The following is a 23,057-nucleotide window of genomic DNA, read 5'->3' as shown; positions in this document are numbered from 1 at the left end:
AACACCGGGCAGAGTTGCCTTTATACGGGCGGCCAAGGCTTTCTGGCCCAGTATTTTCCGAAGCAGGCAACGCTTCGGTAGCCGGGCGCATCTGTTCTTCCCGAGTGTCACCTTTCCTTCTACAAGCGTATGAATAGCCTGCTTTTCTCCCCGAAGTGCGCCGCCTTGCTGGCGCTACCGCTGTTGCTGTCGGGCGCCGCCCTGGCTCAGCAAACCAAGCAAACCCGCGACACCGGCACGTTTGAGGCCGTGCAGGCCGGGGGCGCCGTCAATGTATTTCTGAAGCAGGGCCCGCAGACGGCCGTGGTGGTGGAGGCGCCCAAAGAAGCCTTGTCCTACATCACCACCACCGTGCGCGGGGGCGTGCTCGAAATCCGGCGCGAAGAAGGCATGAGCCAGACGCTGCGCAACCTGCTCAACACCAAAGGCAACCACGTCAATATCTACATCACCGCCCCCCGGCTGACGGCCATCACGGCCAGCGGCGCCAGCGACGTTATGGGCGAATCGGAGCTGGCGGCCGACGCGTTCAGCATCCGGGCCAGCGGGGCCAGCGACGTGGTGCTGAAGCTGAATGTGAAGGCCCTGACGGTAGAAGCCTCGGGTTCCAGCGACGTCAAGCTGACCGGCCAGGCCGAGCGCCAGCAGGTACAGCTCAGCGGCAGCAGCGACTATCTGGCTTCGGGCTTGCAGGGCCGCCAGGCCACCGTCACGGCCTCCGGTTCCAGCGACGCCTACCTGGCCGTATCCGAAACCCTGAAGGCCCAGTCTTCCGGCTCCAGCGACATCATAAACAAAGGTACCGCCCGCGTGAGCCGGTAGATTGCTAGCCTTTTTGTTTGCTTGTTTGTAAAGCCCTTTGCCGTGAGGTGAGGGGCTTTTGCATGAACAAAGCCACCTAGCCGGCGCGGGGCTGTGCCCCGCGCTGTTGTTCAGCTAGCAATGGGCGCTGACGATTGGGCTGCGCAGTCCGCGCTACTCTTGCCTACCTTTGCTGGTAGTATGGCCCGGATTCCGAAGGAGACAGTCGACCAGATTATTCACCACGCCGACATTGTAGAGGTGGTGGGCGATTTTGTGTCGCTGAAGAAGAAGGGGCAGAATCTGTGGGCCTGCTGCCCGTTTCACCACGAAAAGTCGCCGAGCTTCTCGGTGGCGCCGGCCAAGGGGCTGTACAAGTGCTTCGGGTGCGGCAAGGCGGGCGGAGTGGTGCAGTTTGTGATGGACATCGAGGGCACCTCCTACGTGGAGGCCCTGAAATACCTGGCCAAGAAGTACGGCATCGACATCCAGGAAGAGGAGAAGACGCCCGAGCAGCAGCTGGCCCAGAACGAAAAGGACTCCCAGTTCATCGTCTCGAACTGGGCCAAGGACCACTACCACCACCTACTGCTCCACACCGACGAAGGCCAGAGCATCGGGGGGAGCTACCTGCGCCAGCGCGGCCTCAACCAGCAGACCATCAAAACCTTCGAGCTGGGCTACTCCCTCGACCAGTGGGACGACCTGCTCAAATCGGCCGAGAAGGCGGGCTACGAGCGGAAGTATCTGGAGAAAACTGGCCTCGTGGTTACGAAAGAAGACGACCAGGGCCAGGACACCGGCCGCCGCTACGACCGGTTCCGGGGGCGCGTCATGTTTCCGATTCACAACGTGTCGGGGCGGGTCATTGGCTTCGGGGCGCGCACGCTCAAGCCCCACGACAAGACGGCCAAGTACCTGAACTCGCCGGAGTCGGACATCTACCACAAGTCCGACGTGCTATACGGCCTCTACCAGGGCCGGCAGGCTATTCGCTCGGAGGAGCTGTGCTACCTGGTGGAAGGCTACCTCGACGTGCTCAGCCTGCACCAGGGCGGCATCAAGAACGTGGTGGCCTCGTCGGGCACCTCGCTCACCGACGGGCAAATCCGCCTCATTAAGCGCTACACCGACAACGTGACGGTGCTCTACGACGGCGACGCGGCCGGTATCCGGGCCTCACTGCGGGGCATTGATATGCTGCTGGAAGGCGGCCTGAACGTGCGCGTGGTGTTGTTTCCGGACGGCGACGACCCCGACTCCTACATCCGCAAAGTCGGCGACCAGCGCTTCAAAGACCACCTGGAGCAGGCCAGCCAGGACTTCATCCAGTTCAAAACCGACCTGGTGAGCCGCGAAGCCGCCCAGGACCCGGTGAAAAAGGCCGAGGCTATTCGGGACGTGCTGCAAAGCATCGGCAAGGTGCCCGACCCGATTAAGCGCCAGGTGTTTTTGCAGCAAACCTCGCAGGCCTTTGGCATTGATGAGCAGGTACTCATCACCGAGTACAACAAAATCGTGCGCCAGGCCAGCCCGAAGGCCCCGGCCAGCGGTGGGAGCGGGCTGGGTCAGAACGAAGCCAAAAACCAAAAGCCACCCACCAACAACCAGCTCACTCCCGAGCAGGAAGCCGAGGCCCTGATGTACGGAGCTTCGCCGGAGGACCTGGCCGGCGGCCCCGACGCCCTCACGGCCCCGCCCGAGGAGCTGGAGCCCGTGCCCGACGTGCTGGCCCAGTGCGAGCGGGAGGTGGTGCGCCTGCTGCTGCTGTACTCGCCCCAGCCCCTGGCCCCGGAAGTGAGCGTGGCCCAGTACCTCTTGCAGCAGCTCGACGACACGCCCTTCAAAACCGGCCTCTACGCCGACCTGCTCCACCTGTGCCGCGAGGAGCTACGCCAGGGCCGCTGGCCCGAGGTGCGCACTTTTATCCAGCACGGCCGCGGCGACATTCGCAGTCTGGTGGCTGAGCTGGCTACTGAGAAGTACGAGCTGAGCCCCAACTGGACCACCCACCAGATTTACGTGCCCCGGGAGCTGGACCTGTTGCAAACCGCCTGCGACAATGCCATCCTTCGTCTCAACAAGGTGAATGTGGAGCGGGAGCTGGCCGCCCGCCTCGACGCCCTGCGCCAGCCCCAACTCGACGAAGTGGAAATGCTCGACCACCTGCAAACCATCAAGCTGCTCAAGCAGATGGACAACCAGCTGGCACACCTGCTGGGCACCGTCATTCCGCGGGCCAGCATGTAGAGACGCGTAGTCTCGTCTTCCGGCGTAGGTGCGTTTCCTTTGTTGAACGACAAGCGGGAGAAAAAGCCCCACCATATAAGAGTGAGACGCGTACCGCAGGTCGGCGTAGCCGATACGTGTCTCTACGGCCCGGTTGCCTTACTTTTGATTATGCCCTCCCTGCCTCGTTTCACTTCTTTCTTGTACACCCGCGCTATTTGGCGGCGCTTTGCCCTGACCCGCTTTGTGGGGGCGCTGGCCCTCACGGCCCTGAGCCTGGTGGTGGGCGTGGGCGGCTTTATGTGGGTGGAAGGCTATTCCCTGCTCGAGGCCTTCTACATGACCATGATTACCGTTTCGACGGTGGGCTTCGGCGAGATTCGCCCTATGTCGCCGGCGGGGCGGCTGTTTGTGTCGCTCTATATTTTCTTTAACCTGCTGATGCTGGCCTATCTGCTGTCGGTGCTGACCACCTACATCTTCGACGGCGGCCTGCGGACCATGTTTGCCATGCTACGAAACGACCAGGAAATCCGGGCCCTGCGCCAGCACATCATCGTGTGCGGCTTTGGGCGCAACGGCCGCAAGGCCTACCACGAGCTGCGGGCCAACGGCGCCCAGGTGGTGATAGTAGAACAAAGCGAAGAGCTGGTGAAAGATGCCACCGAGGGCACCGGCGAGGCCATTATGGCCGTGTTCGGCGACGCCACCCTCGACGAAACCCTGCGCGCGGCCGGTGTGGAGCGGGCCCGCGCCCTTATCACGGCCCTGCCCAAAGACGCCGACAATGTATTCGTGGCCCTGACGGCCCGCGAGCTAAGCCCCGGCATCACCATCGTGGCGCGGGCCAGCCTCAAAAGCAGCGAGCCGAAGCTGCTGCGCGCCGGCGCCGACTCGGTGGTGATGCCCGACGAAATCGGGGGCTCCCACATGGCCAACCTGATTATGCGGCCCGAGGTAATCCGGTTTCTGGACATGATATCGGGCCTGGGCCCCAACAAGCTGCGGCTGGAAGAGCTAAGCAGCTCGGAGCTGCGCCCCGAGCTGCGCAGCCTCAGCATCCGGGAGCTGGACGTCCGCTCCCGCACCGGGGCCACGGTCATCGGCCTCAAGCACCAGGGCGGCGACTTCACCGTGAGCCCGCCCGCCGACCTGGTGCCCGCCCCCGGCGACGTCCTCCTCTTCCTCGGCACCGACGCCCAAATCCTGACCTTACTCCAGCTGTTTCGGGCAGGGTAGAGGCCTGACGGGGCCTGGCGGCAGACTTGCCAGCTGTGCTGGCGCGTCTGCCCGCCGGGGGATGGGGCCAGTCTCCCGACTGGCGGCCGCTGAAAGCGGCCATGCGGCACCGTGCCGCATGGGCTGGTAATGGGCCAGAAAGATGTAACGCGAAGTTTCACTTCGCGAGATACTAGGACGACCGGTATAGAATCGTTCCAACGCCTCACGAAGTGAAACTTCGCGTTACTGTCTTTTAGCTGAGCGACAAATCCACGTGGCCCTGACGCCTGATGGCCGCTTTCAGCGGCCGCCAGTCGGGAGACTGGCCCCATCCCCCGGCGGGCAGACGCGCCAGCACAGCTGGCAAGTCTGCCGCCAGCCAAACCCTTCTTTGTAGCTTTGCCGGCCGTACCTGCTTTGCTTCTCTGTGCACATTCTTCAGCTTTGTCCGCGCGTGCCGTATCCGCCCCACGATGGGGGCGCCATTGCCATGTACGACGTGGCGGCTGGCCTGGCCCGCGCCGGCCACCGCGTTACGGTACTGGCCCTCAACACCCCCAAGCACCACCAGCTCACCACCGTACTGGACCACCTGGGGCCCAACGTGAGCCTGGTGACGGTGGATGTAGATACGCGCCTGTCGCCGGTGAAAGCCCTGCGGAATCTGCTCTTCAGCCACTTGCCCTACAACGTGGAGCGGTTCGTGAGCGAGGAAGTGAAGGCGAAACTGGTCGAACTGCTGGCCCAGGAGCAGTTTGATGTGGTGCAGATGGAAGGCACGTTCGTGGCTTGGTATGCAAGGTATTGGGCGGGCGGGGCCCAACGTGGGCAGCACGTACCGCCCGTAATATTGCGCGCCCACAACCTGGAGTACACGATTTGGGAGCAGCTGGCCCGCAATGCGGGCAACCCATTGAAAAAATGGTATCTGCGTCAGCTAGCCGCGCGGCTCAAGCAGTTCGAGAACTGGATGCTGTGCCGCTTCGACGCCATTGCCGCTATTACCGAAACCGACCAGCAGCGCCTGAGCGCACTAGGCGCTCATCCAGCCATCGAGTTCATTCCGGCCGGCGTCGACCTGAGCCGCTTCCAGCCCGACCCCGCCATTCGGCCCAAGCCGCGCACCTTGTTTATGCTGGGCTCCCTGAACTGGCTGCCTAACCTAGAAGGGCTCGACTGGTTTTTGCGGGAAGTGTGGCCCGAGGCCCGGCGGCGCTACCCCGAGCTGGAACTGCACCTGGCCGGCAAAGACACGCCCGAGCGAATCCGGCAGCTCCAGGTGCCCGGCGTTACGGTGCACGGCTTCGTGGAGTCGGCGGCCCAGTTTATGCAAACCTACGACCTGATGCTGGTGCCCTTGCTGAGCGGGGGCGGAATGCGCATCAAAATCATTGAAGGCATGGCCCTGGGCAAGTGCATCCTTAGCACCCGCCTCGGCGCCGAGGGCATCCACGTGCGCTCCGGCCACGACATTGTGCTGGCCGACTCCCCGGCCGAGTGGCTGGATTGCCTGGGCCGCTACTACCGCGGCGAGCTGGGCCCAGCGGCCATCGGGCAGGAAGCCGCCCGCACCGCGGCCCGCCTCTACGACAACCGCCGCGTGGTGGAGCGCTTCCTCGATTTGTACAGTAGTGTGCAAGGCCGCGCCGCCACTGAGGGCCGCACCCCGGCCGAGCCGCTTACCTCCGGCCTGCGTCCATGAAGCTGCTCGTGCTCCTGTCGCGGTTTCCGTACCCTTTGGATAAGGGCGACAAGCTGCGGGCGTTTCATCAGCTGCGCCACCTGGCCCAGCGCCACCAGATTTGCCTGTTTGCCTTGTCCGATGAGCCGGTGGCGGAAGACGAGTACGCGGCCGTGGCGCCCTGGTGCGCGGGCGGCCTGCACGTGCACCGCCTGCACAAGCCCGGCATTGCGGCGGGCATGAGCCAGGCCCTGGCCCGCGGCCTGCCCTTGCAGGTAGGCTACTTCTACGACCCCGCCGCCCAGCGCCGCCTCGATGCCCTCGTGCAAGAGTTCCGGCCCGACCACGTGTATTGCCAGCTCATTCGCATGGCCCACTACCTGCGCGCCTACGCCGGCCGCCTGCCCATGACCCTCGACTACATGGATGTGTTTTCCAAGGGCATGCTGCGGCGGGCGGCCACGGCTCCGCGCTGGCAGCGGCCGGTGTTTGCCCTGGAGGGCCGCCGCCTGCTGCGCTACGAGGCTGCCGCCTTCAGCTGGTTTCGCCACCACACCATCATCTCCGACCAGGACCGCCAGCTTATCCAGCACCCGCGCCGCCACGACCTCCACGTGGTGCTCAACGGCATTGACACGGATTTTTTTCAGCCCCAGCCCGCCGCCGCAAAAACCCATGAGCTGCTGTTTTGCGGCAATATGAGCTACCACCCCAACGTGGACGCGGCCGTATTTCTGGCCGAGGAAGTGTTGCCCCTGGTGCGCCACCAGCACCCGCAGGCCCGGTTGCTGGTGGCCGGCACCACGCCCGCGGCCCGGGTGCAGGCCCTGGCCTCGGAAGCCGTGACCATCAGCGGCTGGATAGAGGATATCCGGACGGCCTACGCGGCGGCGCGCACGTTTGTGGCGCCCATGCGCGTGGGCACAGGCCTGCAAAACAAGCTGCTGGAAGCCATGGCCATGCAGCTGCCCTGCGTGACAACGCCCCTGGCCAACAACGCTCTGCGCGGCCAGCCCGGCCACGACCTGCTCATCGGCACCACGGCCCAGGAGCTGGCCGACCACCTCAGCCACCTGCTCACGCACCTCGGCTCCGCCGCCGAGCTAGGCCAGCGCGGCCGCGCCTTCGTGCAAGCGCACTACAACTGGGACGCCGCCACCCGCCAGCTGGAGACGTTGTTTGAGAGGTGACGTGGTGAAGTGGTGAGTAGTGAGGTGGAGCATGGCTATGAGTGTCAGCTACATTGCAGATGACTTCCTAAACAGCTTTGACAAATAGTAATTTGACAGATAGTAAATAGAACTTCATCTAAGACCCTAAGCTCCCAAGACCCTAAGCCCCTGTACATGAAACATCTACGCATTGCCATTCTGGGCTGCGGCAACATGGGCATGGCCTTCGCCAAAGCGTTTCTGCACTACAACCTGGTGGCCCGCGCCGACCTGCTGCTGCTGGGCCGCGACCTGACCCACTGCCAGCGCCTGGCCGCCGCCCACCCCGGCCTGTCCACCGATGAGCTGACCGACGCCGTGAGCACCTACGACGTGGTGCTGGTGGCCGTGAAGCCCCAGGACTTTGGGCGGGTGGCGCCGGGGCTGCGGGCCGTGCTGCGGCCAGCGCAGGTGGTGGTGTCCATCATGGCCGGCATCCCGATTGCGCGGTTGCAGCGGGAGCTGGGGCACCGGCAGGTGCTGCGGGCCATGCCCAACACGCCGGCCCTGCTGGGCATGGGCATCACGGGGTTTTCGGCGGCGCCGGAGGTGGAGCGGGGGCTGCTGCACCAGGTCGAAAACCTGCTCAACGCTACCGGCCGCTCTATCTTCCTGGAAGATGAAAGCCTGCTCGACGCCGTGACGGCCGTAAGCGGCAGCGGGCCGGCCTACTTCTACTACATCGTGCAGGCTATGATGCGGGCCGGGCAGGAGCTAGGCTTCTCGGAGTCGGTGGCCGGGCTGCTGGTGAAGCAAACCATGCTGGGCGCCTACCACCTGCTCAACGCCTCCGCCCACACCCCCGACGAGCTGATTGCCGCCGTGGCCTCCAAAGGCGGCACCACCGAAGCCGCCCTGCGCGAGTTCCGCGCCGGCCACCTCGCCGAAACCCTCGCCGCCGGCATCAAAGCCGCCCAACACCGCGCCACGGAGTTGGCAAATGAGTGAATGAGTGAATGAGTGACAGGTGAGGTAGTAAAAAGAACGTCATGCTGAGCTTGCCGAAGCATCTTTACTGCTTCGTCCGCACATGATGAGAGTTACCTCCGGTAGAGATGCTTCGACTGCGCCTCCGGCTCCGCTCAGCAGGACGGGCTGATTGCATCCGCTCATTCACTCATTCACTCATTCACTCATTCACTCATTCCCTCCTTCGTAACTTCGCGCGGCGGCGGCGGTTGTAGCAGCAGCTGCGGGGGTGTTCCTGCCGGGATACCAAAATCCGCGAAATCCTTTTAATCCGTTAAATCCGCGCTCCATGCTGGATTCTATTGAAGACGCCATTGCCGACATTCGGGCCGGTAAGGTGGTTGTGGTCGTCGACGACGAGGACCGCGAAAACGAGGGCGACTTTATCTGCGCCGCCCGCTGCGCCACGCCCGAAGTCATCAACTTTATGGCTACGCACGGCCGCGGGCTGGTGTGCGCCCCGCTTATCGAGCAGCGCTGCGAGGAGCTGGGCCTGGAGCTGATGGTGGGCCGCAACACGGCTCTGCACTCCACCCCGTTTACGGTCAGCATCGACCTGCTCAAAAACGGCGTTACCACCGGCATTTCGGCCTCCGACCGTAGCAAAACCATTCTGGCCCTCATCGACCCCGCCACCCGGCCGGAGGAGCTGGGCAAGCCGGGCCACATCTTCCCGCTCAAAGCCCGCAAAGAAGGCGTGCTGCGCCGCGCCGGCCACACCGAAGCCGCCATCGACCTGGCCCGCCTGGCGGGTTTCGAGCCGGCCGGGGTGCTGGTGGAGATTCTCCGGGAAGACGGCGAAATGGCCCGCCTGCCCGAGCTGCGCGAAATTGCCAACAAGTGGGGCCTGAAGCTGATTTCGGTGCAGGACCTCATCAAATACCGCCTCGACAAGGAAAGCCTCATCACCCGCGAAATCTCGGTGAAGCTGCCCACCGATTACGGCGACTTCGACCTGGTGGCCTACACCCAGCGCAGCACCAGCGCCCAGCACCTGGCCCTGGTGAAAGGCGACATCTCGGGCCCCGAGCCGGTGCTGGTGCGCGTGCACTCCTCCTGCGTCACGGGCGACATCTTCGGCTCTTGCCGCTGCGACTGTGGCCCCCAGCTGCACCGCGCCATGCAGCAGATTGAGCGCGAAGGCCGGGGCGTGGTGGTGTACATGAACCAGGAAGGCCGCGGCATCGGGCTGCTCAACAAGCTGCGCGCCTACAAGCTGCAAGAGCAGGGCCGCGACACGGTGGAAGCCAACCTGGAGCTGGGCTTCGGCATGGATGAGCGGGACTACGGCGTGGGCGCCCAGATTCTGCGCGACCTGGGCATTAGCAAGATGCTGCTGCTGTCCAACAACCCCCGCAAGCGCACCGGCCTCATCGGCTACGGCCTCGAAATCGTGGATTCGGTGCCCATCGAGGTGGAGCCCAACGAGCACAACGAGCGGTACCTCACCACCAAGCGCGACAAACTGGGCCACACCATCCTCACCAAGGGCCGCGCCCCCCACCCGGATACTGCCGCTGCGGCAGCCGAGTAGGAAGCCGGTGCGAACCAGAGCAGTTGCCAGAACGGTGTAGAGACGCGACCCTTGGCTACGCCTTCCTACGGTTCGCGTCTCTACACCGTTCAAGAGGCTCCCGGCGTTGAGCCGCACCGTAAAGCAGTAGCCACAACCTGACACAACAACGCCCCCGCGGGGCGACGCCAACCGGCTGCCGGCTGGTGTTGCCCCGCGGGGGCGTTGCTCCTATACCGCGCGGCGTGCTGCCGGCCCGCCAGCCTATGCGCTGCGCCGGCGGTGGGCGCGGGCGGCGGGTGCGGCGGCCGGGGCCAGGGGGGCGCTCAGTTCGGCGTATTTCTCGAACAGACGCTGCACCCGCTCGGTATCGTGGCGGAAGGGGCGGCGCAGGTAGAGGCGGTCCACGAGGCGGTCGAGGTGGCGGTGGGCGGCGCGCAGGTCGGCGGGCATGGCCAGCGGGTCGTAGAGGTCGGCCAGGGTGCTGCCGGGGTGGGCGGCATCTTCTATCGTCTTTTGTGTAGTAATTTGCCGAAAACCCAACTCCTTTGCCGTGTATTCTATTGACTCTCCACTTTCTTTTGCTGCCGAATCAACACCCGATGCGCCCACTTGTCGCTTGCTTCTGGGAGATTCTCGCCTAGCCTTGTCCCAGTTAAAAGATGAAAGCTTTCACACCTGCGTCACAAGCCCACCCTATTGGGGGCTTCGTGATTATGGCATTGAAGGCCAAATTGGAGCTGAGCCCGAACTGGGAGAGTATTTAGAGGACATTACTGGCATTTTTCGTGAAGTACGCCGGCTGCTACGACCTGACGGTACTTTGTGGTTAAATATTGGCGATTCATACACAAGCGGTGGACGCACATGGCGTGACACGGACAAAAAAAATCCTGCTCGCGCTATGAGCTACCGCCCGCCTACGCCGGTAGGGCTCAAGCCGAAAGACTTAATTGGGGTGCCTTGGCGCTTGGCTTTCGCCTTGCAAGCTGATGGATGGTATTTGCGCTCCGACATTATTTGGCATAAGCCAAACTGCCAGCCGGAATCGGTGAAAGACCGTCCGACGCAGTCACACGAATACTTGTTCTTACTTACTAAGTCGGAAAACTATTATTACGATCATGCAGCAATTGTTGAACCTACGCAAGATGGTAAGGCCACTCGCAACCGACGTACTGTTTGGCCTGTCAATACCGAGCCTTACCGAGGTGCGCATTTTGCCGTGTTCCCGCCCGCTCTAATTGCTCCTTGTATTAAAGCAGGCAGTCCAGTAGGTGGTCATGTGCTTGACCCCTTTTTCGGCACGGGTACTGTCGGTGAAACAAGCTTACGCCTGCGGCGAAACTGCACGGGTGTTGAATTGAACCCTGAATACGCGGCGCTGGCAGAGACTCGATTGCAGAAACTTCGTCTGCCTACACTGGCTCTCTAATTAAGCCATTAGTGCTTCATCTAACTCTTGGATAATAAACTCCCATGTGGCGTGAACTACGCACAGATCACGCCTGATATTTTGGACTTTCAATTTACGTTCAGTTCCACCATCAAAATATAATCGAAAGGCCGGATTTCCGTCGGTGTCCACTACGTGACAGTAGCCAGGCTTCGGCATCTGTCTGCTGTCAAGCATCATTTCCAAGGTGCCGTGCGAAGCCTGTGCAAGTAACGGAATAGGAATTTCAAGCAATTCATAGCGCCAAAAGGGACTAGCCGGAGTTGGATAAGCTGTGTTGCGTAAAACGAGCACCCGCTCATAGCCTGATAAATGGGCTAGATATTGCGCCCGCAATTGCACTAGGTCAGTGGGATTATTAGTCCAATCACCGCGGCCAAGTTCCATGAATTTATGGATATTGACAACGCCTAATCGAAGATTACGGTCAGCTTGGGTTTTTAGCGAAATGCGTTCCGCATCCAGCGTAATATCATGGCCTGGGTTACCACGGGTAGCCATGGCTGCTTGTCGCCCGCACTGCTGCCAGACTCTAACAGCAGTGTACTCAAACTTATCTTTGGCGAAAGCGCCGTCAGAGAAGCAGTGGTGTAGGCGGAGCGCATCACCAAAGTCCTCCAAGAAGCATTCATTAATCAATCCGGCAGGTTGGTGAGCGACGAAGCTTTTTGGTTGTTTAAACTGTAGGACAATTCGCTCAACCCAAACTAGCTGGCCATCGCGCAAATGAGGCAAATAAGAGACAATACGGGCGATACGAGCTTCTGTGGCTGGCGTTTGGATAGGTTGCATGAGTTTTATGGTAGAGCTAGGTACAGCAAATATAAGGGCAAGTGCCGCCCAGCTGCTGCCCTTTGGGGCCGGCGTGCTGGCTTACCAGGTCCATGAACGCGGCGCGGGGAAAGATGTCGGTGTCTTCGGCAAACAGGCAGAACAGCAGGCGCACCAGGTAGCGCTCCAGGTCGGAGCCCCGGTAGCCGCTGGCTTCCAGCTGGTCGTGCAGGCGGCCCATGCGCTCGGCGGCCTGCACGTTCACGGGGTCCTGCTCCTGGTAGGTGCGCTGCTGGTAGCCGGCCATAAACCCAAACAGGCGCACGTGCTGGCCCAGGTCCTGGAGCAGGATTTCGGTATGCTCCTGCACCGCCGGAAACACTGTGCTCCGGCGCAGGTCGTAGAGGCGCAGGCGGGCAAAGTCCGACACGAAGATGTACTGGGGCTTTTCGTGGGGCAGCAGCCCGCCCACGTACTCCAGGGCCTGCTGGTAGGCTCTGTCGAGGTTTTTGTGGCGGCTTTTACTTTCGCCGATGAGCACGCCCGGCCAAAACAAGTCAATCCGGCCTTTCTCAACGGCGCCGCCCGGCTCCTCTACCAGGCCGGCGGGCAGGGTGGGGGCGTGCTTGCGCACGTTTTTTTCGAAGGCGGCCACCTTGCGGCGGGTGATGCCGAACACGTCAAAAAACTCGTTCCAGAACGTCTGGGCCTCGGCCCGCTCGTCGGTGGCAGTGGCCCACTCACGGGCAAACTGGTAGGCGTTTTTGCGGATTTCACTCCAGCTAAGCGGCATAGGGGAATACGTGAATAGAAGTACCGGCGCAAGGTAGCACGGCAGTAGGGCTGCCCGGCCGTAGCGGGCCAGATAAAATCTCAGAAACACCTGCCGCCCGGCAGCGGGCTTTCCGGCAACTACTCACCTGGGCCACGGGGTAGAAACGGTGCTACAGGATTCAGGTAGTGCATACAAAAGCCCCGCCCTGCGGCCATTGGCTGGGGGCGGGGCTTTTGCGTGCCAGAGGTACCGGCGGAGTGGTACTGGTGTGTAGGCGGGCTGGGAGTTAGGCTTGTACTGCGCCATCATACACCTCGAACCGGACAGACAGCTCGTGGGCAAGCTGAGTGAAGCGGGGCATATCGGCCGCTGCTACGATGGACAGCGGATACGAGTCGCTATCAAGGTCGAGAAGATAGATGAGGGTAAGATGACGGGCACGCAGCACGGAGCCTACATACCTAAGGCAACTTTCCACTTCATCTTCATCGGTTATTTCCAGGTCGTCTCCCTCCAGCTGCGGGCGGCCTTGTTGCTCCAGCACGTTGTTCACGTTCCAGACTATATCTTCCGCATCGGCTTTCCAATCAACTTCTCCCACCAAGCTGGCTTTTTCCAATTCATGCACCAAGGCTGTTTGGGGTAGGTTGGCAGCTATGTCGGGAGTTAGTTCATCAATGCCCCGCTCCGACAAGTCATCCGCAAATTCAGTGAGGTAGGTTGCGGGCTCCCGGAGGGCCAAGCCTACGTGCTTTAAGACGGTATCGGCTTGGACGGTTGCCTTGCCTGCCAGCAGGCCAACAAAGGCGCGTAAGGATTCGGTAGAGTGCATGATGAAGGTGAATGACAAAAGGTAAAAAGAGCCTGGTATTAAGCAGGCTGAGGCTTGCGCCCGAAGGCAAAGTCGGCCAGGTCCTTAGGGTAGTAGCGCATGGTTTGCAACTCGGAGTCATCCACGCGCAGGGCAAACGCCACGGCTGCTGCCTCCCAGCACCAGTACCCGGTAAAGCCGCCCCCCTCCGGCCCTAGATGGCATTCGTACCACATGGTATCCACACTCTCGTACCAGTGGGCCAGAAAGCTCTTGAGCAACTGCGGCGTGATATCACGCGGGGCCTGGATGGCGTCGCGCAGGCGGGCGTAGGTCTTGGGAAACAACAGCTGCACGGTCGGCGGGCGCTGGGGCAGACGTCGCCCAGCCAGCCATTCCAGCAGGTAGTCCTGCCCGTTGAGGCCAATGGCTTCGACTAAGCGCCTGAATACATCGGTGTCTACGCGCAGCAGTAAGCCGAGCGAGAGGAGGGCCACGGCGTGCGTGTAACCATCCATTTCGCCGTTGAAGAAAATACCTTCATTCTCAGCAGCAGAATAGTGTACAAACTGCTCAAGAGAACTTACTAATGCGACAAATTCATTCCTTATTTCCTCAATAGCATACCCACGAGAGTACAAAGATGAAACTAAATTGGAGCGGTAATTAAAGTCACATAAGTACACCAAATCAAGTTTAATTTCTTCCGGAGGCAGTCTTTTCTCGTCTTCCAGTACCAGAAGTTCAGCACGTACTAGTTCGATATCATTATCGAAGTACGATTCATTCATTAGTGGCTCACGTTTTACCATGCTCATCAGTCTTCTCTTAGGTAAGAATCGTTTCCGTTAAAGTGCCATCAGGTGCCACATTATGTAACCGCTTTTCTACTCTGCCCGGCCGGCGTAACGCAGCAGCGATACGTAGAGCTTCGGGTCGTCCTACCGCTCTTTCCAAACGGTTATCAGAAATTATCCACTGGTCACTCATTTGCCGACCACTGCCTTTTGTATAGCCCAAGCGGCTCTTATTGTACTTGGCTTCGGTGATGATGTAGTCGGGCGGCGGGCTGGCATGGCGCCACACTCCGTCGATGCCCTGACCGCGGGAAGGGTGCGGCGGCAATGGAGTAAGATGGCCGCCGTCATTAAGCTTCGTGTGGCCCTGGGCTCGCATGAAGGCGTCACTGCGGTGCTCCCCGTAAATACTTTTTTCCTGATTGCCGGACAGCGCGGGCGGGCCCGTCTTGGCCGGAGCTGAGACCTTTAGTTCGGGATAGGGAGCGGGCATGGCCGCCGCTTGGGGCCGGCTCCAGCCCTCAAGGCGGGCACGGCGCTCCACCTCGGGCGGGGCATCCCAGGGAATGACGGTGTGGCGCTGAATGGTGGTGCCGTCGCGCAGCACCAGGGCCGCCGCCGACAGGGCTAGGCGCTGGCGGTGGCTGGGCTCCTGGCCAGGGCCGGGGCGCAGTTCTTCCACGAAGCTGGTGAGGTGGGCAGCCTGCACCGTGAGCCAGGGGCGGCAGGAGCCATCCTGGCACTCCAGTTCAAAGACGCTGTGGGCGCGCTGGTAGGAGCAGGCCGCGTAGGCTACCACGGCCGAGTGGGCGTCAGCGTCGAGCAGAGAGAAGCGCACGTGGTCGGCCCGCGTCTGGGTGCTGCGGCGCCGGGCCGCGTCCAGGGCCTGGTAGAGGCGGTACTGGAACTCGGCCACGCGGTAGCGCCAGGCGCCAAAGCACCAGTACAAGGCCTGGGCAGGGGAAGGAGGAGGCATATATAAGGTAAAATAGGTAGGTAGAAAACAATGGCACTAACTGGTACTCTATTTCGGCTGCGAGGCTACGGGCGCGTGGCCGCGTGCCTCCGGTACGGAGCAGTAGTAGCTGTAGGGAAGGCGCTGCCCGGAAAAACACGATTGGGAGGTAAGATACCCATTTGCCCCAGATACGCCGGCTCCTGGGTGAGGCAATGGGCACGTATGTGGAGCGCCGGTCGGCTGGCTGAGTTATCGGCTTTGTGGCCCTGCATTTCCCTGCTTTGCGCTTTGGGAAGGTAGTAGAGCCGGCGGGTTACTGCGTATATTTCCATGTTGTCTGGTAGCAGCTTACTCCGATAATCTTATGAAAGTCACGTTCAGTAGTAGGCCTATTGCTCTGCGGGTGAAGAGGATGCTGTTTGGCGGTCTGCTGCTCCTTGGCCCCCTGGCGGCCCAGGCCCAGCGGGGCGGAGGGCAGGGCTTCGTGCAGGAGTTTACCCAGGCCACCGTGCTACTGAGCACCGGCGACACGCTCACGGGCCCCGTGGCCCTGCACCGCTCCGAGGACATGCTTACCATGACCCTGCCCGACAACTCGGTGCGCACCCTGCCGGCCGTGGCTGTGCAGAGCTTTGCCGTGCAGGGCGAGCGGTACGACCCGCGCCGCGACCAGTATTACTACGACGACTTCCTGGACATGCGCCGCGGGTACTACTACGGCAGCCCCGTGTTCACCGCCCTGCCGCCCCCGCGCCGCCGCCAGCGGCCCGATACGGCCCTGGTGCGGGTGTTCCGGACCTACCGCTGGAACCGCAACAACGACTACAGCGACTTCCGCAGCCCGGCGTTTTTCGAGCAGCTCAGCAGCGGCCCCACCATCTTGCTGCGGCGCGAAGGCCTGATTGAGCGCCCCGTGGCCTACTCCGGGCCGTACGAGGCCTACAGCTACGGCGGGGCGCCCGGCCGCGTAGCCGGCTTCTACACCGACGTGAAAGACAGCTTCTTCCTGGGCCTGCCCAACGGCACCGTGCTGCCCCTGCGCAACCCGCGCAAAGACCTGCTGAGCTACTTCGGCCGCCACGCGCGCCAGCTGGAGCAATACGCCAGGCAGCATAGCCTCAGCTTCACCGAACCCCGCGACCTGGCCTACATCGTAAACTACGCCAACTCGCTGGGCGAGTGAATGAGTGAATGAGTGGATGAGTGAATGAGTGAGGGAGGGATGGGTGGGAAGGTGGTGGATGAACGGTCAGCCCCGGAGGGGCGGCATGTCGGTAGCAGGCCGGAGCCAGAAAAACGAGCAAGCCCCAGCCGGGCGACACCATCATCCGCAAACGATGGGTGTCGCCCCGTTGGGGCTTTAAATACATTTACCCGTTGGGTTTCTACCGACATGCCGCCCCGCTGGAGCTGACTGTTCATCCATCACCTTCCCATCACTCATTTACTCATCCACTCATCCACCCATTTACTCATTCACTCATCCACTCATTCACTTACCGGCAGCGGGCCGCCGAGCCAGCGCAGCACGGGGTAGCGCAGGTGGGACTTTTCGTAGTGGTCGGACTGGCGGTAGAGGAAGTCGAGCTGGGCGGCAGGGCTGGCGGCGAAGGCGGGGTTGTTCTTTTTAAGGGTTTCCAGGCGCTGGCGCAGCTCGGGCTGCCGGCGCAGCTGTTCGGCGGCTAGGTCCTCGAACACGTAATCCGAGAAGTACTCTTTCTGCTGCAAGATGCTGTCGAAGAACCCCCAGGCAAAAAACGAGTCGGTGGCCTGGGGCTCCAGGGTTTCGACGAGGTAGCGGGCGGCGGGCTGGTCGAGCCGGGCCACGTAGTCGCCGCGGCGGAAGGGTAGAGCCTGAGTAACGGGGCGCACCTCGACTTTGCTGTGCAGGTAGTGGCCTTCGTAGGGGCGGGAGCTGGTTTTGTAGTCCTGAATGTAATAGACTTCCCCGCTCAGCACCGTGTCGCGGCGCAGCTGGCGCAGCTGCACCCCCGACAGGCGCAGGCGGTCCACTACCTCGCCCCAGGCCTGCGGAATAAGGTAAGCTGCCGGCCGCTGTACCGTAACGCTAGGCCGGAACGTGTTGTAGTACGGAATCGAGCGGGTAAACGGGGCCGCCCGGTCGTAGTACAGGCGGGGCTGCCCGCTAACTTCGCTGGGCTTGAGCTTGCCTTCGTAGCCGCGGAAGCTAACCCGCTCGGCCTGGGTAGTGTCGAGCTGCCAGCTCAGGGCAAACTCCCGCTGCTCCCGCACTTGGCGGTCGGCGGTGGCGCGGGCCTCTTGGAGGGCGATGCCATCCTGGTGCACCCAGCGCACCAGCAGGTCCAAGAAGTCGTACTGGGCCCGCACCCGCGGGGCGTAGGCCTTGAGCATGTGGGTTTCGGTGACAAACCCGATGGTGTTAAACAGGGTGGTGTAGCCGGTAGAGTAGCGGGGCGTTTCCAGAAAGCCGCGCAGGCCGCGGGCGTCGGGCGTGCGGCCCTCAAAGTCGACGTAGGGCGTGAGCGGCCACTTCCGCTTGTCCATGCCCGCCTGCAAGGCCGGCAGCAGGCGCTGCTGCACGTAGCGGCTCAGGGTTGGGTGCAGCTTGTCTTTCTGGGTAGTGATCAACGTCATGGTGTGTTGATAATCAGCGCCATTGGAGGTGTGCGTATCAACAAACACATGAGGCTGCCAGCGCTGAAACAGCTGGGCAAACGAGCGGGCGTTGCGCGAGTCCTGCTTGATGTAGTCGCGGTTGAGGTCGAGGTTGCGGGCGTTGCCGCGGAAGCCGTACTCGGCCGGGCCGTTCTGGTTGGTGCGGGTGGTGGCATTGCGGCTGAGGGCCCCATCCACGTTGTATATCGGGATGATGACCAGCACCACATCGGCCAGCTGGCGGCGCAGCGTCTTCTTCTGCACGTAGTCGCGGGCCAGCATCATGGCCGCGTCGATGCCCTCCGGCTCGCCGGGATGAATGCCGTTCTGCACAAACACCACGCGCCGCCCCTTGCCCCGCACCGAAGCCGGGTCGAAGTCCCCGTCCAGGGACACCACCACCTCGTGCAAAGGCTCCCCGCTGTCGGTAGGGCCGGCTTCGCGTAGCAGAATTTCGGGGTAAGCGGCATCGAGTTGGCGGTAGTAAGCCAGGCACTCGGCGTAGGTGGCGGTGGTGTTGCCGTTGCCCTTCTCGAAAGGCGTGCGCCAGTCGGCGGGCGGTGAGGCAGGATCAGTGGCGGGCAGTGAGGCAGGGGCAGTGCAGAGCAGGAACGCGAGCAGCAGGGAAAACATAGCGGAAGCGGCAAATGGAGCCGGCAAGGTAGTGCCAACTTCCGAACCCACCGCCCCGCGGGTACCCTTCGCCGCTCCCGAAACAACTTACGCGCTGCCTGTAGCAGCCAGCCGAAAGCATGTACAGTTTGGGCAGAAAAGTAATGGTGAAGAAACGACGCGCGCATATGGCTTCGGCGGTAGTAAACTGCTGCTGAGCCAACCAAGCTGTCGAAAAGCCGCATAGCGGCCAGAAGATTTGTAGTTACACGAAGTAGGCATCCCACCGCGCCGCGTAGCGGGGCAAGAGGCGCCCGAACGTTTCTTGCCCCGCTACGCGGCGCTACGTTCTTGTTAGCTCGTAAGACTACACACCTCTGGGCCGTTATGCGGCTCCTGTAAATAGATGGGGTTGGCGGGTAAAAAGCCCCTGGTGGTTATGAATAGTAGGCCCTTGCTACAAGCTAGTGGCCAATAGTAGCGCCGCGGCTTATTCTGAAGCGCACCCTTACCGGCCCGGCGCTAGTACAGGCGGCGGGGCGCCGGAAACAACAGCTGGTCGATGCTGTACTTGCCGGGCCCGGCGAAGAGCAGGCCCAGAAATAGGAAAGCCGATTCCAGGGCGTGGGAGTAGCCTTGAAAGTCGGCGCTGGTGCTCACGTGCATGACGGTGGCCATAATCATGGTGCCCAGCAGCAGGGCGCAGGCTACCCGAAAAAACAGCCCCAGGGCCAGCAGCTGCCCGCCTACCGTTTCGGCTACGGCGGCCAGAAACCCCCAGAACACGGGCGCAAAATCGAGGCCGACCAGCTTCATTACCCCGCCCAGCTGGGCCCAGGCTTCGGGCCCGCTAAACAGCTTCGGGTAGCCGTGCATGGTGAACATGGTGCCAATGCCCACGCGGAGCAGCAGCAGGCCTACGTCGTGGGTTCGGTACTGGTTTGCAAACAGAGCCATAGGCAAAGGGAGAAGGCCGGGCGCCTGATTTAACATCATATGGCCGTATAGCCATACGTTCGTGGTTGCCAAAGTACAATATTTACGCTGGAATGCAACCCCGGCGCGGCCCGGCTCTACTGGTAAAGTAATACCCCGGTGATGCGCGTGGCCGGGGGCACCTGCGCCGGTCGGGGAGCCGCCGGCAGCCCCGCATCGTCGAGCATCCAGGTCATGCCCGCGGCCCTCGACATGCCCACCAGGCCCGCTTCGGTGCGCTCCACCACGTCCAGGCCGTACTGCTGCCGGGCGGCGCCCACCGGCGAGCCAACGCCAATGCCGGCCGCCGTGCGGTAGTGCAGGTCCGTGACGCGGATGCGCCAGAGGCGCTGGCTGCCGTCGGGGTCGGCGGTTAGCTCCAGCTCCAGGGGCGGGGCTTCCGGGTGCTGGGCGTCGGTGAGGAAAAGCACGGGGTTGCGCAGGCCTTCCTGCGTGCGGGTGCCGAGCCGAAGTAGGTCGGCGGGCCACTGAGCCCGGATTTCATCTTCGCGCATGCCCAGCCGCAAGCGCCCGGCCCGGTCGGGGCTGAGCAGGTGCAGAGAGTCGGGGGCGGTGCTGGGTGAGGGCGTGGCGGTGGGGCTGCCGGGGTCGGCGGGCGCGGCCGGCGACACAAACGGCGGCTCTGCCCCACCCGAAGCGGTGGGCGTGCGGGTAGCCGACCCGTCGCAGGCCAGGAGCCCGGCCAGGCCGAGCCCGGAAAGCAGAACGACAATACGGCAGCGCATACAGCGGCATACGCACAGCCCGCGCCGGGCGTTGGCAACCGCCAGGCCAAACGTGGCGTTAGCAGCAGCGAGTACAGCCGGCGCCCCGGCCGGCCGCGGCGTATCTTCGCCCCGGCTTTCGTACACTTTTCCCGCTTGCCCGTGTCTACTTCCGCCCGCACCCCCCTGATTCTGATTTCCAACGATGACGGCATCACCGCCCCCGGCATTGCCACGCTCGTGCGCATTATGCGCCGCATCGGCGAGGTGGTGGTGGTGGCGCCCAACTCGCCCCAGTCGGGCATGGGCCACGCCATCACCATCGGCACCTCGTTGCGCCTCGACGCCAGCACCATCTTCGAGGGCATCGAGGCCTACGAGTGCAGCGGCACCCCGGCCGACTGCGTGAAGCTGGCCAAGCACCACGTGCTCAAGGACCGCCGCCCCGACCTGGTGGTGTCCGGCATCAACCACGGCTCCAACTCCTCGGTCAACGTGCTGTATTCCGGCACCATGTCGGCGGCCATCGAGGCAGCCATCGAGGGCCTGCCCGCCATCGGCTTTTCCTTGTGCGACTACGGCCACGGCGCCGACTTCTCGCACGTGGAGGAGTGGGTGGAGCACCTCACCCGCCAGGCCCTGGCGCACGGCATCCCACGGGGCACGGCCCTCAACATCAACATTCCGAAAAAGTCGGCGGAGCCCATCCGGGGGGCGCGGCTGTGCCGGCAGGCGCGGGCCAAGTGGCAGGAGGAGTTCGACCTGCGCTACGACCCGCACAACCGCCCGTACTACTGGCTGATTGGCTCCTTCGTCAACGAAGACCAGGGCCAGGACACCGACGAGTACGCCCTCCGGCAGAACTACATTTCCATTGTGCCCTGCCAGTATGACTTGACGGCCCTCTACGCCCTGCGCGAGATGAACGCCAGCTGGCAGCTGAGCCCGGCGCCCACCGGACCCGCCGAAGAAGCTCCGCACCTGGGCAGTGCCCAGCCCGGTCCCGGCGAGTCGGCCGAGGGGCTGGGGTAGGAGCATTAGGCTCCCGTTGTGTGGTTTCCCCAACCGTTCCGTTGCCTATGCACCCCGGTGCCGCTGCGTCGCCTGAGCTGGTCAGCATCATCATTCCCACCTTCAACGAAGCAGCGGGAATAGGCGAGCTGGTGGCCTACCTGCGCCAGCACGCCGAGGGCCCGGTAGAAATTGTGGTAGCCGACGGCAGCAGCCCCGACGGCACGGCCGAGGTAGCCCACCACGCCGGGGCCCGGGTGCTGCGGTGCCCGCGCAAAGGCCGGGCCGCCCAGCTCAACCACGGCGCCGCTGCTGCTGCCGGGGCCATCCTCTATTTCCTGCACGCCGACACCTACCCGCCGCCCGGCTTTCTGGCGGCCGTGCGGGCGGCGGTGGCCGCCGGGGCGGGCAGCGGCTGCTTCCGCCTCCGCTTCGACAGCCAGCACTGGTTTCTGCGCCTGAACGCCTGGTTTACGCGCTTCGACGTGGATGCCATTCGCTTCGGCGACCAAAGCCTGTTTGTGCGCCGCGCGGTGTTTGAGCAGGCCGGCGGCTACCGCCCCGAGCTGGTGGTGATGGAAGACCAGGAGATTGTGGGGCGGCTGCGGCGGCACGGCCCGTTTCGGGTGCTGCCCCAGGCCGTTACCACCTCGGCCCGCAAATACCACGAAAACGGTGCCTTCCGGTTGCAGGCCGTGTTTACGCTGATTGCCGTGCTGCACTGGCTGGGCGTGCCGCAGGAGCGGCTGGTGCGCCTGTACCGGCGCCTCATCCGGCAAAACAAGGTGTGAGCAGTAGAGCCGCCCGGCCCGCGGCGGCGCGCCCACCAAGGCGCCGGGCGCAAATGCAAGGAAACTAGCGCGGGCGCGTATCTTGGGGGCCCAACTCCCACTTCCCCTTCATGAAACGCTTGTTGTTGCTACTCCTGCTGCTTGGGCTGCCCCTGCTGGTGCGTCCCGTCCAGGCGCAGATTTATTCCGCCGCCGAGCCCCTGGCCCACACCTACAGCATTGTGGCCCGCGACCCGCTCACCGGCGACCTGGCCGTGGCCGTGCAAAGCCACTGGTTTTCGGTGGGCACCTCGGTGAGCTGGGCCGAAGCGGGCGTGGGTGCCATTGCTACGCAGTCGTTTACCAATAAGTCGTTTGGGCCGCGCGGACTGGCATTGCTGAAAAGTGGCAAGTCGGCGCGCGAAACCCTGGACGAGCTGCTGCGCACCGACGAAGGCCGCGAGGTGCGCCAGGTGGCCATTGTGGATGCCAAGGGGCGCGTGGCCACCCACACCGGTAGCAAGTGCATTGATATGGCCGGGCACCGCCAGGGCAATCAGTTTTCGGTGCAGGCCAACATGATGCTCAAGAACACCGTGCCCGACGCCATGGCCCAAGCCTTCGAGGCCAACCCCCAGCTGCCCCTGCCCGAGCGCCTGCTCACGGCCCTGGACGCGGCCCAGGCCCAGGGCGGCGACATCCGGGGGCGGCAGTCGGCGGCCCTGCTGGTGGTGCGCGCCAAAGCCACGGCCGCGCCCTGGACCGACCGGCTCATCGACCTGCGCGTGGACGACTCGGCCGAGCCGCTGCGGGAACTGGGGCGCCTGCTGCGCCTGCACCGGGCCTACGAGCACATGAACGCCGGCGACCTGGCCGTGGAGAAAAACGACATTCCGCTGGCCCTGCGCGAGTACGAGGCGGCCGAGAAGCTGTTTCCGCAGAACCTGGAAATGAAGTACTGGCACGCCATCAGCCTGGCCAACAAGCAGCAGGTACCCGAAGCCCTGAAGCTGCTGAAGCCCATCTTCAAGCAGGACCCCAACTGGCGCACCCTCACCGAGCGCCTGCCCAAAGTGGGCCTGCTGACCGTGAGCGAAGCCGAGCTAAAGCAAATTCTGGCGCTGAAATAAGCTG

21 protein-coding genes are annotated in these 23,057 nt (G+C 63.0%); 12 read left to right on the top strand and 9 right to left on the bottom strand.

Features of this window, described 5'->3' with window-relative positions; genetic code table 11:
• The first annotated feature begins 129 nt into the window (after positions 1–129).
• The 7 genes from OIS53_RS05295 to OIS53_RS05265 all read left to right on the top strand — a co-directional run bounded on the left by OIS53_RS05295 (position 130) and on the right by OIS53_RS05265 (position 9,646).
• On the top strand, positions 130–822 hold the full coding sequence (locus OIS53_RS05295; protein ID WP_264681354.1) for a head GIN domain-containing protein: 693 nt from the start codon (positions 130–132) through the stop codon (positions 820–822).
• A gap of 180 nt (positions 823–1,002) precedes the next feature.
• Positions 1,003–3,051: a DNA primase gene (gene dnaG / locus OIS53_RS05290; RefSeq protein WP_264681353.1), complete on the top strand. Its 2,049-nt coding sequence runs from the start codon at positions 1,003–1,005 to the stop codon at positions 3,049–3,051.
• Between the two features lie 150 nt (positions 3,052–3,201).
• Entirely contained in the window at positions 3,202–4,269 is a 1,068-nt protein-coding gene (locus OIS53_RS05285) for a potassium channel family protein (RefSeq protein WP_264681352.1), read from the top strand.
• Positions 4,270–4,678: 409 nt separating this feature from the next.
• The gene (locus OIS53_RS05280; RefSeq protein ID WP_264681351.1) at positions 4,679–5,953 is read left to right on the top strand and encodes a glycosyltransferase family 4 protein; all 1,275 of its coding nucleotides are present in this window, start codon (positions 4,679–4,681) and stop codon (positions 5,951–5,953) included.
• The gene (locus tag OIS53_RS05275; RefSeq protein ID WP_264681350.1) at positions 5,950–7,122 is read left to right on the top strand and encodes a glycosyltransferase; all 1,173 of its coding nucleotides are present in this window, start codon (positions 5,950–5,952) and stop codon (positions 7,120–7,122) included. Before OIS53_RS05280 ends, OIS53_RS05275 begins: the two co-directional genes overlap by 4 nt.
• Before the next feature lie 156 nt (positions 7,123–7,278).
• Entirely contained in the window at positions 7,279–8,091 is an 813-nt protein-coding gene (proC, locus tag OIS53_RS05270) for a pyrroline-5-carboxylate reductase (protein ID WP_264681349.1), read from the top strand.
• A gap of 310 nt (positions 8,092–8,401) precedes the next feature.
• Positions 8,402–9,646: a bifunctional 3,4-dihydroxy-2-butanone-4-phosphate synthase/GTP cyclohydrolase II gene (locus OIS53_RS05265; protein WP_264681348.1), complete on the top strand. Its 1,245-nt coding sequence runs from the start codon at positions 8,402–8,404 to the stop codon at positions 9,644–9,646.
• Between the two features lie 243 nt (positions 9,647–9,889).
• On the opposite strand, the gene OIS53_RS05260 is transcribed toward OIS53_RS05265, so the two are convergent.
• Positions 9,890–10,168 (bottom strand): type IIL restriction-modification enzyme MmeI, encoded by a 279-nt coding sequence (locus tag OIS53_RS05260; protein ID WP_264681347.1) that lies wholly within the window; start codon positions 10,166–10,168, stop codon positions 9,890–9,892.
• 10 nt (positions 10,169–10,178) lie between these two features.
• Between OIS53_RS05260 and OIS53_RS05255 the strand changes: the two genes are divergently transcribed.
• Positions 10,179–11,060: a DNA-methyltransferase gene (locus OIS53_RS05255; RefSeq protein ID WP_264681346.1), complete on the top strand. Its 882-nt coding sequence runs from the start codon at positions 10,179–10,181 to the stop codon at positions 11,058–11,060.
• Here OIS53_RS05255 and OIS53_RS05250 read toward each other — a convergent pair whose 3' ends face one another.
• The 5 genes from OIS53_RS05250 to OIS53_RS05230 form a co-directional block, all read right to left on the bottom strand.
• A complete protein-coding gene (locus OIS53_RS05250; protein ID WP_264681345.1) occupies positions 11,061–11,873 on the bottom strand; it encodes a hypothetical protein in 813 nt (270 codons plus the stop codon).
• Positions 11,874–11,889: 16 nt separating this feature from the next.
• Positions 11,890–12,645, bottom strand: a complete 756-nt coding sequence (locus OIS53_RS05245) for a type IIL restriction-modification enzyme MmeI (RefSeq protein WP_264681344.1) — start codon at positions 12,643–12,645, stop codon at positions 11,890–11,892.
• Between the two features lie 268 nt (positions 12,646–12,913).
• On the bottom strand, positions 12,914–13,477 hold the full coding sequence (locus OIS53_RS05240; protein ID WP_264681343.1) for a DUF6630 family protein: 564 nt from the start codon (positions 13,475–13,477) through the stop codon (positions 12,914–12,916).
• A gap of 20 nt (positions 13,478–13,497) precedes the next feature.
• A complete protein-coding gene (locus OIS53_RS05235; protein WP_264681342.1) occupies positions 13,498–14,229 on the bottom strand; it encodes a PoNi-like cognate immunity protein in 732 nt (243 codons plus the stop codon).
• 37 nt (positions 14,230–14,266) lie between these two features.
• Positions 14,267–15,211 carry a hypothetical protein gene (locus tag OIS53_RS05230; protein WP_264681341.1) on the bottom strand — a complete coding sequence of 315 codons (945 nt, stop codon included), beginning with the start codon at positions 15,209–15,211 and terminating at the stop codon, positions 14,267–14,269.
• 346 nt (positions 15,212–15,557) lie between these two features.
• Between OIS53_RS05230 and OIS53_RS05225 the strand changes: the two genes are divergently transcribed.
• A complete protein-coding gene (locus OIS53_RS05225; protein WP_264681340.1) occupies positions 15,558–16,376 on the top strand; it encodes a hypothetical protein in 819 nt (272 codons plus the stop codon).
• A 305-nt stretch (positions 16,377–16,681) separates the two neighbouring features.
• On the opposite strand, the gene OIS53_RS05220 is transcribed toward OIS53_RS05225, so the two are convergent.
• The 3 genes from OIS53_RS05220 to OIS53_RS05210 form a co-directional block, all read right to left on the bottom strand.
• Complete coding sequence (locus tag OIS53_RS05220; RefSeq protein ID WP_264681339.1) at positions 16,682–18,463, bottom strand: M14 family metallopeptidase; 1,782 nt, start codon at positions 18,461–18,463, stop codon at positions 16,682–16,684.
• A 501-nt stretch (positions 18,464–18,964) separates the two neighbouring features.
• Positions 18,965–19,399 (bottom strand): DoxX family protein, encoded by a 435-nt coding sequence (locus tag OIS53_RS05215; protein WP_264681338.1) that lies wholly within the window; start codon positions 19,397–19,399, stop codon positions 18,965–18,967.
• A gap of 116 nt (positions 19,400–19,515) precedes the next feature.
• On the bottom strand, positions 19,516–20,163 hold the full coding sequence (locus OIS53_RS05210) for a hypothetical protein (protein WP_264681337.1): 648 nt from the start codon (positions 20,161–20,163) through the stop codon (positions 19,516–19,518).
• 141 nt (positions 20,164–20,304) lie between these two features.
• Here OIS53_RS05210 and surE point away from each other — a divergent pair, with 141 nt between their 5' ends.
• From surE to OIS53_RS05195, 3 genes are all read left to right on the top strand, one after another.
• Entirely contained in the window at positions 20,305–21,174 is an 870-nt protein-coding gene (gene surE / locus OIS53_RS05205; protein ID WP_264681336.1) for a 5'/3'-nucleotidase SurE, read from the top strand.
• Between the two features lie 47 nt (positions 21,175–21,221).
• The gene (locus tag OIS53_RS05200) at positions 21,222–21,944 is read left to right on the top strand and encodes a TIGR04283 family arsenosugar biosynthesis glycosyltransferase (protein ID WP_264681335.1); all 723 of its coding nucleotides are present in this window, start codon (positions 21,222–21,224) and stop codon (positions 21,942–21,944) included.
• Positions 21,945–22,054: 110 nt separating this feature from the next.
• A complete protein-coding gene (locus OIS53_RS05195; protein WP_264681334.1) occupies positions 22,055–23,053 on the top strand; it encodes a DUF1028 domain-containing protein in 999 nt (332 codons plus the stop codon).
• Positions 23,054–23,057: the final 4 nt, after the last annotated feature.

Source organism: Hymenobacter sp. YIM 151500-1 (genome assembly GCF_025979885.1).
Taxonomy (GTDB): Bacteria; Bacteroidota; Bacteroidia; order Cytophagales; family Hymenobacteraceae; genus Hymenobacter.
The sequence above is the reverse complement of the archived record's forward strand: the minus strand, read 5'-3'. Positions and strand labels throughout refer to the sequence as shown.

Excerpts from the sequence above, each read along its gene's own strand:
- OIS53_RS05225 (WP_264681340.1), top strand. The coding sequence starts at position 15,558 with ATGAAAGTCACGTTCAGTAGTAGGCCTATTGCTCTGCGGGTGAAGAGG.
- OIS53_RS05245 (WP_264681344.1), bottom strand. The coding sequence starts at position 12,645 with ATGCCGCTTAGCTGGAGTGAAATCCGCAAAAACGCCTACCAGTTTGCC.
- OIS53_RS05215 (WP_264681338.1), bottom strand. The coding sequence starts at position 19,399 with ATGGCTCTGTTTGCAAACCAGTACCGAACCCACGACGTAGGCCTGCTG.
- OIS53_RS05250 (WP_264681345.1), bottom strand. The coding sequence starts at position 11,873 with ATGCAACCTATCCAAACGCCAGCCACAGAAGCTCGTATCGCCCGTATT.
- OIS53_RS05275 (WP_264681350.1), top strand. The coding sequence starts at position 5,950 with ATGAAGCTGCTCGTGCTCCTGTCGCGGTTTCCGTACCCTTTGGATAAG.
- OIS53_RS05265 (WP_264681348.1), top strand. The coding sequence starts at position 8,402 with ATGCTGGATTCTATTGAAGACGCCATTGCCGACATTCGGGCCGGTAAG.
- OIS53_RS05295 (WP_264681354.1), top strand. The coding sequence starts at position 130 with ATGAATAGCCTGCTTTTCTCCCCGAAGTGCGCCGCCTTGCTGGCGCTA.
- dnaG (WP_264681353.1), top strand. The coding sequence starts at position 1,003 with ATGGCCCGGATTCCGAAGGAGACAGTCGACCAGATTATTCACCACGCC.
- proC (WP_264681349.1), top strand. The coding sequence starts at position 7,279 with ATGAAACATCTACGCATTGCCATTCTGGGCTGCGGCAACATGGGCATG.
- OIS53_RS05210 (WP_264681337.1), bottom strand. The coding sequence starts at position 20,163 with ATGCGCTGCCGTATTGTCGTTCTGCTTTCCGGGCTCGGCCTGGCCGGG.
- OIS53_RS05220 (WP_264681339.1), bottom strand. The coding sequence starts at position 18,463 with ATGTTTTCCCTGCTGCTCGCGTTCCTGCTCTGCACTGCCCCTGCCTCA.
- OIS53_RS05235 (WP_264681342.1), bottom strand. The coding sequence starts at position 14,229 with ATGAATGAATCGTACTTCGATAATGATATCGAACTAGTACGTGCTGAA.
- OIS53_RS05285 (WP_264681352.1), top strand. The coding sequence starts at position 3,202 with ATGCCCTCCCTGCCTCGTTTCACTTCTTTCTTGTACACCCGCGCTATT.
- OIS53_RS05195 (WP_264681334.1), top strand. The coding sequence starts at position 22,055 with ATGAAACGCTTGTTGTTGCTACTCCTGCTGCTTGGGCTGCCCCTGCTG.
- OIS53_RS05200 (WP_264681335.1), top strand. The coding sequence starts at position 21,222 with ATGCACCCCGGTGCCGCTGCGTCGCCTGAGCTGGTCAGCATCATCATT.
- OIS53_RS05230 (WP_264681341.1), bottom strand. The coding sequence starts at position 15,211 with ATGCCTCCTCCTTCCCCTGCCCAGGCCTTGTACTGGTGCTTTGGCGCC.